This window comes from Mycoplasmopsis edwardii, assembly GCF_900476105.1.
GTDB lineage: Bacteria > Bacillota_I > Bacilli_A > Mycoplasmatales > Metamycoplasmataceae > Mycoplasmopsis > Mycoplasmopsis edwardii.
Map to the genome: position 1 here is coordinate 327,160 of NZ_LS991951.1, position 10,784 is coordinate 337,943.

Genomic DNA, 10,784 nt, shown 5'->3' on the forward strand with positions numbered 1-10,784 from the left:
ATCAATATTTTATTTGTTTTTAGTTTCTTTCATGAATCAAGGAAGTGCAAATGCATTTGGATCATGTGCATTAGCTCTAATCATCATTGAACCAAGTGATCTATTATTTTTAAGTGTTAAAGGATCTTCATTATCTCAGTTGATACCAAAGTAATTGTATTCTTCAGTATCATAGTTTCTACCGTATAGTTCACTTCCTAAGTGTCCACCATATAGTGTAGAAGCATATTGATCTGGTCCGATAAAGAACCCAGAACCTGAGTTCCCACCTGTTATACGAACAAATAAATAATCATTTTGAACTGAAATTATTGTAGTTTTTTCATTTGATTTAGCTCTATGGTTAATATAACCTGTTTGATCTCCTAAAGGATAACCAATATGAACTATATCTTTAATATGTGGTCCAGGGATGTATGAATATTGTGATGCTTTTCAATTAAATTCCAATTCTGGTAAATTAAATCAATTTAATAAATGTTTTGCAACATGCATCATTCCACGCTCTCTAAGAGCCTTGATAATAGGATTAACATCTCAAATAACAACAGTTAAGTCTGCATCAATTGTTTTAGTTCCTGTGTATTTATCAAGTTGTTTTCTAGCTGTTCAAATAACTCTTGTAGAAACCTTGAAACCAGGGTCTTTAACATTATCACTAACATAACTTACACCTCAACCATTAATATCAGTTGTTGGTCCTGAAATTATGTTGTTTCTAACATGTTCGAAAGGTACAGTTAAATATAATTTTAAATTTCTATCTGGTGTATTTACATATTCTTTTAAAAAGTTTACACCACTATAGTCTTCTCAATTATTAATTCTGTCATCTTGACCTTGAACATGATGGTTTGTAAGAATGTAGAATCTTCCGTCTTTAGGGTCTGAACTAACTTTCCCGATCATGGTTGCTGTACCTTGAGTATATCTCATTGTTCTATTTCAAACACTATTAATGTAATTGTTAGTTCTGTGTTGTTTAAATCTAATGTGATCAAGATTCATCTTAAATCCATCGTTAAGTTTAAAGCTTACGTTTTGGTTTGGGTTATATACTTCTTTATTCATTAAATCATCAATGTTATTTGAGAATAAAATCGGTTGATTTAATTGGTTGTAATCAACATCGTTGTAATCAAATCTATTTGTTTTAAGACCAAAGTTTTCTTGCTCGATATTATTTGTGTATTCAACACTTACTTTTACCCCTCCTGGAAGCATTACAAATGATTTATCTTCTTCAAATACAGCATTTGCTTCTTTGAATTTAACACTATCAGGTTGAGCTAAAACAATTTTTTGAGTTTTACTTACTAAAACTAATGAAACTTGGATACCTTTGTTTTCATCTCATGTAAAGATTGCTCTAACTTTAATTGCAGGAACATTTTGATTTTTAACTACTGTCGCAGGAATTAAATAATCTTGAACTAATGTGCCTTCATTTAATAATTTATCAAAATCAATCTGAAAGTTCATTCCATCTGTATTTGCATTAATACGATCGTTTTTTCTAAAGTCATTTACAAATCTATATCCATAAATGTGTAAGTTAACTTTTCTATTTTTAGAGTTACTTAATAAAGTTTTTTCAAGGTATTTTTTATTTAACATTCATGTTGCAATGTTTTGTTCATAATTAATTTTTCATGTTAAATCACTTCAATATGGCTCTAGAACCCTTTTTCTATAAATGTTGTTTGAATCTTGAACTATTGTTTCTAAGTTTGAGCCTTCAAAGTTAAGGTCTTGGTTTGGAGAGTTATCTTCAGAACTAGCAGGAGCAAAACCTGAAATCTTAAATCATGTTCTTGATTTAATTTCAACTTTTGTATGAACTACTTCATTGTTTTTTAAATCATGTACATATTTAAATGTTCCAAATCTTATATATGCTGAATCATTATTAATTCTTTTAACTTCAACAATTTTAAAATCACTTTTACTTAATTTAAAGTTATTGTGTTTTAAATATCCATCATCAGAATTGATTGTTATCGCTTGATTTAAGGCATCAAGATCATTTGAAAACTCTTTTGCTGATTTAGAAGCCAATAATGATTTATTGATTGATAAATCACTTAAATTAATGTTGTTTAAAATTATTTCTGGATAAAGATTTTGCTCATAATCATTAATGATGTTAATTAAAGTAAATGTTTTATCAAGTTTGTATCTTATTTTATTATTATTCTTATTAATAAATCCTAGTTTAAAACTTAATCCTCTTTTGCCTACTCTTTGAAAATCAAATCCATATACATAGTAGTTATCTATGATTTTCTTTATAACTTGCGCATCATTTACGATTTCGATATTTTTTGTGTATAAACCTGCATTAAATGGAAGAAATTCACTATTATCAAGGTTTTCACCTTGTCTGTTTTTTGCTGCTTCTAGACTGAAAAAGTATGGGAATTTATTAAATGCTTCTTGTTCAAAGAAATCATCTAAGTTTAATGATCTATATTTAATGGCTTTTTCAGCATCATATGTTTTTCCATTTGCAAGTCTATGATTAATGTTTGCTTCAGTGATTGAATTAAACATAGTGATGTCTGCTTCTGGAACTACAGCATTGTCGATTTTTTCAAAATCTTGAGCTGTATAAAATTTTGAATTTAATGGCGCTATATCTTCAAAATTTTGTTTTCTAAAATGGAATACTAATTTATGTTTTTTGTATAAATAATTTGGGCCTGGTAAAGGAGCGATTTTTCCATTTTCTTTATATCATAATGTTAATCATGCATACCCATCTTTATTTGAGTGATGATGAATTCCTCTGATGTAAATTTCATATTTACCAAATCTTGGTAATACATATTCATTGTTGAATGCTTCTATAGCGTTACCCGCTAAATAGTAGCTATGGTTTTTAGTAGCGCCTTCTTTAAATTTTAATTGTGATAAAAATAGTTCTGGTCCCCCGTTAATGATGCTTAGAATTTTATTTAAATCTCTTTCGTCGACTGCTTCTTGTTTAGGTTTTGAAGCACTTCTAAAAGTGATATTTTGAGCAGTAGAAACTTCTAATTCTTTAACTATTTGATCACCAAATGTAATTTGAATTGTGGCCTTAACTTTTTCGCCTTCAACCTTAAGTGAATCTTTAATTTTGTAGCCAAAAAACTTACCTATACCATTTAATTTTGAATTTAAAATAGCATTTATTTGGTCTGTATTTAACTGATTTACTTCATCAGTAGTTAAAACATTTAATTCATCGTAATTAACTTCAAATATTTCATCTAAGTTTGCAATTGTTAATGAATCAATCACAGTATTTAAATTATTTTCAGCTTTGAATCCATTAATTTCTTTTGTTAGAGTTTTCTTAATTTGTGGGTTTGTTTTTAGGGTTGCTTCGATTGTTAAGTTTAAGATATTTTTATCACTATCCTTTAATTTAATATCTTTAACTTCATAATCGATAAGATCTGTATCACCATCGTTTAAATACATTTTGCTATTTGATTTGTTAATAGAAGCAGAATATAAGTAATTATCTAACTCGAAGTGTTGTAAGTTGTTTTTAAGGTTATATGTAAGGTTTTTTGTTGCTTCAGCATCAAATAATGATTGTAACGTATCATTGTTTGCTTGAATGTTTTGATCATTAGATTCTAATTCACTTAATTTAGTTAATAAAGCATTTAATTCGTTAGTTTTTTGAGTAAGGTTTGATAAGTCAATTGTTTCTAGTGCGCCATTTTTGAATAATTTATCATATTCAATTTTAGTTTTATAAAATTCAAATTGCGTTTGTGCTTTAACTTGATTTGAATTAACCTTAGCTTTTAATTGTGAATACTTTTCATTTAATGCATTATATTTTTCTTCTAATACATCTAATTCAGATTTGTATTGATCTAGTTCAGTTTTAGAACTCAATGTAAATAAATAGCTTTTAAAGTTATTTAGATTTTCGCCAAAAATTGGATTGTACTTACTATCATCTTTTAAAGCCATGACTTTGTTTTTAATATTATTTGAAGCATTTCTTAATTCTTTTTCAATTTCATTTAATTGGTAATTTGTTTTTGCTTCATTTAGTTTATTTAATAATGTTTGTTTTTCTTCTTCGCTTAAGTTGTCATTAGAGTTAATTGAATTTTTTAATGCACTTTTTTGAGCTTTTACAGAAGTAGAAACTAGATTGTTAGCTTCAATTTTGTCCGAAATTGCAGTAGTTAATGCTGATAATTTGTTTAATAATGATTGTAAGTCAGAAGTTGTTTTTAATTCTTCTTTTAAGTCGTTGAATTTACTTATTTCAGTTACAAAAACTTCGCTGTTATTAAATTCCGCTAAAATTCCTGCGATACTTTTAAGCTTATTATCAATAGCAATGATGTCTTGTGTTGTTTTTTCTTTTTGATTATTGATGTTTGAAAAATTATTTGATATATATTCTTTAAATAAAACAGAACTAATACCTAGATTATTAATGTTTTGTACAAAATCAATAAATGATGATTCGATATTTTTTAAAAATTCATTTGCTTTTAACAATTCATTATATGTCTTTTGAATACCGCTTACTAAACTTGCATTAATGCTATTAAAGTCTAAATTATTTGAGTTTACAATTTTGTCATATTCTTTTAATTTATTTGAAATTTCTTCTTTATTAAACGGTGTCTCGATATTTTTGATACTTATCTTTTTGGTTTCAAGTTCATAGATTTTTTTGTAATTATTTAAAAATTCCATCAAGCTTTGGTTGAAAACTTTTGAATCAAATTCATTATCAAAATATTCTGATAAAACTGTCTCTTTAATGTTGTTGAAGATTGGTTCATTGTGATCAAAGAATTTTTCAATTTCTTGATATTCCTTACTTGTTTTCTTTTTATCTTCAACCACTTTTTCTTCAGGTTTTGAACATGAGCAAGAGGTTATTAAACCTAATGTTGATAAAGCCGAGATTGCAAATAAACTTCTTTTTAATTTTTTACTCATTTTATTAGTTTTCCTTTTTTAATGTAATTGTGTAAATTTCTTTTGAATTTAAGTCATTAATAGCAATTAATTTGTAAATTTTCTTATTTTCATTTTTGAAAATTAGTTCTTTTTGAACTTTTGATGCATTATGATCAAAAGTCATTTCTTGATCTAAATTTGAAACTGTAAAAGTTTCTTCATTTGAGTTTAGTCTAAAGCTTTGGTCTCCAACTCTAATGCTATTAATTCTATTATTAAAATTAATTTCATTATTTGTCTCATCACTAGAGTAAGGACCAAATCATTTAATATCAGTTAAAGCAATACCTAAATCTTGATTATTTTCATTTTTAGCAGCTTTTCAAGTAAAACTAATTCATTTAGTTTTTGTAGTATTAAAATTAATTGTAAATGTTTTTGACGATCCAGCCCATTCGTGGTGATTGCCTAATGGCCCAAAATCATTTTGAAAAACTTTATCTTGATCTTTTACTTCAATTCAGTTTTCGCCATCATTTGAATATTTAATTCTAATTTCTGATGGTGTAGTATTGTTACTTATTTCTGCTCATCCAGGTTTTGCAAAAACAAATTTTATAGAACTAACATTTACAAAACTTTCTGAGTTAAATACAATAATATTGTTTTGAGGTTTATTGAATACAGGTCAGTTGTTTCAATTTGATGAAATACTTTCTGATGATTCTGTTCTATCTACAAGCTTTCTGATATCAGAGTTTCTTCAATTTCCGTCTTTTGTACTTTTTGCAATATTAAGTTGTAATTTATCATCAAGTAATGATAATTCGGATTTACTAAAATTTTCACTTTTAGATGTTTTTAAAGTTATTTTTGCTTTTTTATCAACAAATCCTTCAACTCTACCAAAAATTTCTAAATCATTACTTGCATTAATTGAATCATTAATTTCCCATGTAACTTGTTTCATTTCTGAATAACCATTTTTATCGAAAGTCAAAACTTCTGTTGGTAAATTGCTTGATGTGATTTTGCTTCCTTCTTCAAATTTTAAAACATCATAACTAATAAAGTCATTAAGTTTATTAAATTCAACTGAAATGTTATCAGAAGTTTGATTATTCAACTTGTTTATAAAGCTTTCGTTTGGACTATATTTATCTTCTCTAGCAATTTTTTTATTTTCTTCAACTTTCGGTTGTTCTTGTTGAGAACATGAAATTATTGTTGTTGGTATAAAAGTTAATGGTAACAATGTTAGTATTAGTTTTTTTCTTTTCATAAAACCTCATTTTCATATTATTTTTAATAATATGAAATTATACCAAATAAGTTTTTAAACAAATTATTTCTATCATTCTTTGTATTGCTTGTGTAAGTTAAAAAAATATTAAATAAAAAAGCAGATTTACTGCCTTTTTTGAAATATTAATTAGTTTTTATTTTTTAATTAATTTGTTTAATTTGATGATTGATACAACATAAATTACAGCTGCAAATACAAATAAAATAAGAGCAACGATTCATGTGTATCATGTAACTAAACTTAATGCTGTAGTTACAAGTGTGAAGATAGCGACGAAAACTCAAGCTGTGTAAATTGAATTTAATTCTCTACCTTCTTTGAATTCTTTAATAAATTTGTTCATTTTCACTAATGTAACAACTGCGATAATGAATAAGAATAATGATGTAAATGCAGCAAATAATACTGCAAAAACAATATCCATACTGTTATTTGTGTACTCGTGAGCTTTTTTGTAGAATTCTTCAAATCCTGGTTGGATGATAAGTAAGCTAAGTAATGATAAGAATGGAATGAATAAAACTACTAAGCTTGCAATTGATTGCTTTCTGAACAATCTTAATTTTTGCATCATAATATACCTCTTTGTTATATTTTTTTCAAAATAAATTTAGTTATTTTTAATGTAAGTTTTGTTACCTCTTAATTTTACAAAAAAAATTAATAAGTTTTATAAAAAAGTTATGCATTTTATTTCATGTATTTTTTTACTAATATGCGTTAATAGTACGTATAGAAGTGAAAAAAATCAAATGATTCAAAAATTACATTTTATATTAATTAAAAAACAAAATTTAAATAAATTTATATAAAAACGTAATCAGATACACTGGAATATTTTTGTTTAATTTACATATATTTATATAAATCAAATAAATTTTGTGCTTTAAATTTCCTCAAAAAACAAAAAATACACTTTGAAAAATATATAAATTTATTTATATATTTTTTTAAATTATAAAAGTAAAAATCCCGCTTTACATTTTTGTCAATCAAAAAAATGAATGAAAGAAGCAAATACATTCTTTTTTACCTATAAATAAGGGCTTTTTAGAACTTTTTCCATATTTCTACAAATTTACTTTTATATATAAAAGTGATATAGTATTAAATTGAAAAAATAAAAATGAGTAAAAAAACATGAAGTAAAGTACTTGGTGTAGCATTAGCTGGATCTACATTATTACTTTCAACAAGTATTGCTACATGAGTCCTAGCTAAAATAGGGATAATAGTATAAAAATATGAGGATACTTTAAAACTTGCAGATCAATTAAACAAATTAATGAAATAAAAATTGCTCTTTTGATGTAGGGAAATTTAGAAAAAATGCGTAAATTTATAAATTTAAAAAAAGCAGAAAATAAAAATTTTTTTGCTTAAGTTTTTAGCAACTTTTTTGGAAAAAAGCGCACACCTCTATAAATAAAAAAAAGAAAAATCATTTAACTCCGAAATAAGGAGTTAAATGTTCAAAAAATAAGTCAAAATACATGTTATTCTATAATCACTTTAAAAAACTGGACACATGAAATAACCATTTAAATTTATTCATTTAACAAAAATTAAAAAGCAAAATATAAGCCCATCGTCCATTATTGTGCATAGTATGTAAATAATTCTATATAATTAGAATATGGAGGGAAAATGAAAAGATATGATTTTTTAAAAATTTATAAACCATTAAATGAGCTTGTTGATGATATAGAGCTTCTTGATTCTTTAGTTAAGAATGGCTTCAGTGATGCAAAAGATATATTGAATATGGATGAATCGGAAATTCAAAGAATTTCTAAAAACAAATTAAAAGCAAAAAAATTAAAAAATATAATAAAAGAAGTATATAAAATAACCACTTTTTTGAAAACTGACCAAAAGGCGACATATAACTTAAATAATGAATACTTTCTCGATTACGACATAATTGATTTTTATAATTTGGAAACCGTTAATCATGATTTTTTAAAAAATGAAAATATAAAAACTATATCTGATATGTATACATTCTTAGATATACCTGTTTCTGTCCCTAAAATAAAAAGAGCGAATATTATCTTGAAGGAAATAGAAAAAATTAAAATATCGGAGTTAAATGATATAAAAAATGAGCACGTATTGTTTTTAGACTTATGAAACTCTCTTTTTAAAGTATCGCCAATTATAGATAATAAGATTGAATCATTAATTGTTAAAAATAACAGCATCGAATCCATCAAGACTCAAAAAATAGAAATAATATCACTCTACATCGAATATTATTTAAAAAAATCTAATATGCTTACTAAAATTGATGAGTTTAATGAAATCATAAAAGACTTCGAACAACTAAAAGAAGAAGTTTTCAAATTTTTATCAAACAAAATTGAATTTATAAATGAATTTATAAAATTGAAAAAACCTTCTATAAAACAAGTTGACCTCATAAATTTAGAAGATGAGGAATATAAGCGTCTATACGATATTGTATTCGGTGAAAAAGAAATTGTACCAGACGTAGGTTATTACTTAAACAAATTTAAACTAATTAATAAAAAAATGAATATTTCATTTGATGAAGAATATTTTGTATATTTAAATAATACTTATGATATTAAAAATAATGAATTAAAAGATTACTTCTATTTAAACGAAATGCAAGTATATTATATAAACTCATTTTCAATTTCCAAAACAACAAGAGCTTCGATAGATGAAGCAATAGATGATGATTTAATACCGAATGATTGAAAAAGAAAAATTGAACAAATAATTTTTAAATCAAGGCATTATTTAGATTTACCTAACGGAAAATATATAAAAAATAATAAAAGAGATATTCTTGAGTTTATAATAACGAATTTTGCACAGGATTATATCCATATTGATGAAATACATGCACACTACCAAAGAATTGTTAATGAAAGTTCTTTAGCTGATGATGCAAAAGAAAAAACCCTAAAAGATTTGAAATTACATGATATAGAATCTATATTGCAAAGGGTGGAATGCGTTATTTTAAACCTAAATAAAAAGTATAGATACTATTCATTAATTAAGTATAATTTCGATCATTTTTTAGAAGAGTTAAACTTAGAACAATATGAGGATTCAATATTTTCAACAAGTTTTTTCATGAAAAAATTCCCAAAACTCATGGAAGAATATGATATCAGAAATGAGTATGATCTTCACAACATTTTAAAAAAAGTTCTACAAAACAAATTTAGTAAAATTAATTTCGGGAGAATGCCTATAATTAAAATTGGTACACCCAATGAAGAAGAACAAATATTAAACTTTTTAAAAGAATTAAAGAAATGCCATCATGACGATTTTTTTGAAAAATATAGTGAAAAATTTGGGTTTCATAAAGCATCTGCAATTTCTAACTATAGTAAATATTTAGAAAAATATTTTTCCAATGGTTATTACTCTATTGAAAGTGGAAAAATTAATACAAATATAGATAATTTTGAATTTCAAAAATTAAAAAATGAATTGAAAAAGGATTTTTACACGAAAGAGGAATTTTTAGAAGAAGCCAAAAATATATTAAATAAAGAAGTTTTAATTAATCAATACTTATGTAGACAAATCGAATTTAATGAATTAGATGGTTATTTATATAGAAGTTTTGGTTGCAAAAATATTTTAGAAGTAATACAATACCACCTAAATAATTGTGAAAAATTTGAAATAAAAAGTTATTTAGAGAGCTTGGGGTTTAGTAAAGAATATTTTAAAACTAACACTTTTTATTATGCAATAGCTGAATTAAAAAGAAATTTCGAAATTATAAAGGTAGAAAATAAAAACATCTTTTCTTCTTTTAACACAATAAACAAGAATACAGGAATAAAAAAAGAAGAAATAATAGATTTTTGCGAAAAAGCAAAAGAATATACTAACAATGAATCATTAACTTATTATGAACTTTTAGAACATGGTTTTCAACACCCATTAATAAAATACAATATGAGTGACACTTTTTATAAGTATCTTATAGATTGAAACAATTCCTTTGGCAAAAATATAGATCTAAAAAAGGGCGAAATAAAAACTAATGAAACTGACAAAGAAAGTACTATCGAAATTGAAGAAAAGGAGCAAAACAACGAAGTCACAAAGAATGCAAGCAATTCAAGAGAAGTACTAATATTATTAAATTTCTTAACCTCATGATTTATCGAAAATGAAGAAGACCCAATATCTATAGATGTATTAAAGAGAAATATTCAAGAACAGTTTAATATTGAAATTAATGAAAAATATATTATTGAGTTACTATCTGTTGTCCCATTCTACTACCATAATAAATTAGGATTAATTTTTAAAGATAAAAATACTTATTTAAAAATAATTAGTGAGTATTAATTTTAAAAAACAATTTTGAATAAAAAAGTATTAATCAGAAAAGCCATATGCATGTTTAACTTGCATATGACTTTTATAATTAATGAAAAAATGTTTTCAAATCCTGGTTATGAACAAAAATAACTCTAATTAAAAGCTAGAACTATATTTTAGCAATTTTTAGTGGTAAAATTAATATTATAAGAAGGAAGTTAAA

Annotated in this window: 4 protein-coding genes; 1 reads left to right on the forward strand and 3 read right to left on the reverse strand. The window is 24.8% G+C overall.

Features of this window, described 5'->3' with window-relative positions:
• Positions 1–9 precede the first annotated feature (9 nt).
• From D2846_RS01555 to D2846_RS01565, 3 genes are all read right to left on the reverse strand, one after another.
• Complete coding sequence (locus D2846_RS01555; protein WP_117275182.1) at positions 10–4,968, reverse strand: MGA_1079 family surface serine endopeptidase; 4,959 nt, start codon at positions 4,966–4,968, stop codon at positions 10–12.
• Positions 4,969–4,972: 4 nt separating this feature from the next.
• Positions 4,973–6,211 (reverse strand): hypothetical protein, encoded by a 1,239-nt coding sequence (locus D2846_RS01560; protein WP_117275184.1) that lies wholly within the window; start codon positions 6,209–6,211, stop codon positions 4,973–4,975.
• A gap of 157 nt (positions 6,212–6,368) precedes the next feature.
• A complete protein-coding gene (locus D2846_RS01565) occupies positions 6,369–6,809 on the reverse strand; it encodes a hypothetical protein (protein ID WP_117275186.1) in 441 nt (146 codons plus the stop codon).
• A gap of 1,073 nt (positions 6,810–7,882) precedes the next feature.
• On the opposite strand from D2846_RS01565, the gene D2846_RS01570 reads away from it, so the two are divergent.
• Entirely contained in the window at positions 7,883–10,588 is a 2,706-nt protein-coding gene (locus tag D2846_RS01570) for an RNA polymerase subunit sigma (RefSeq protein ID WP_117275188.1), read from the forward strand.
• The last annotated feature ends 196 nt before the right edge of the window (positions 10,589–10,784 follow it).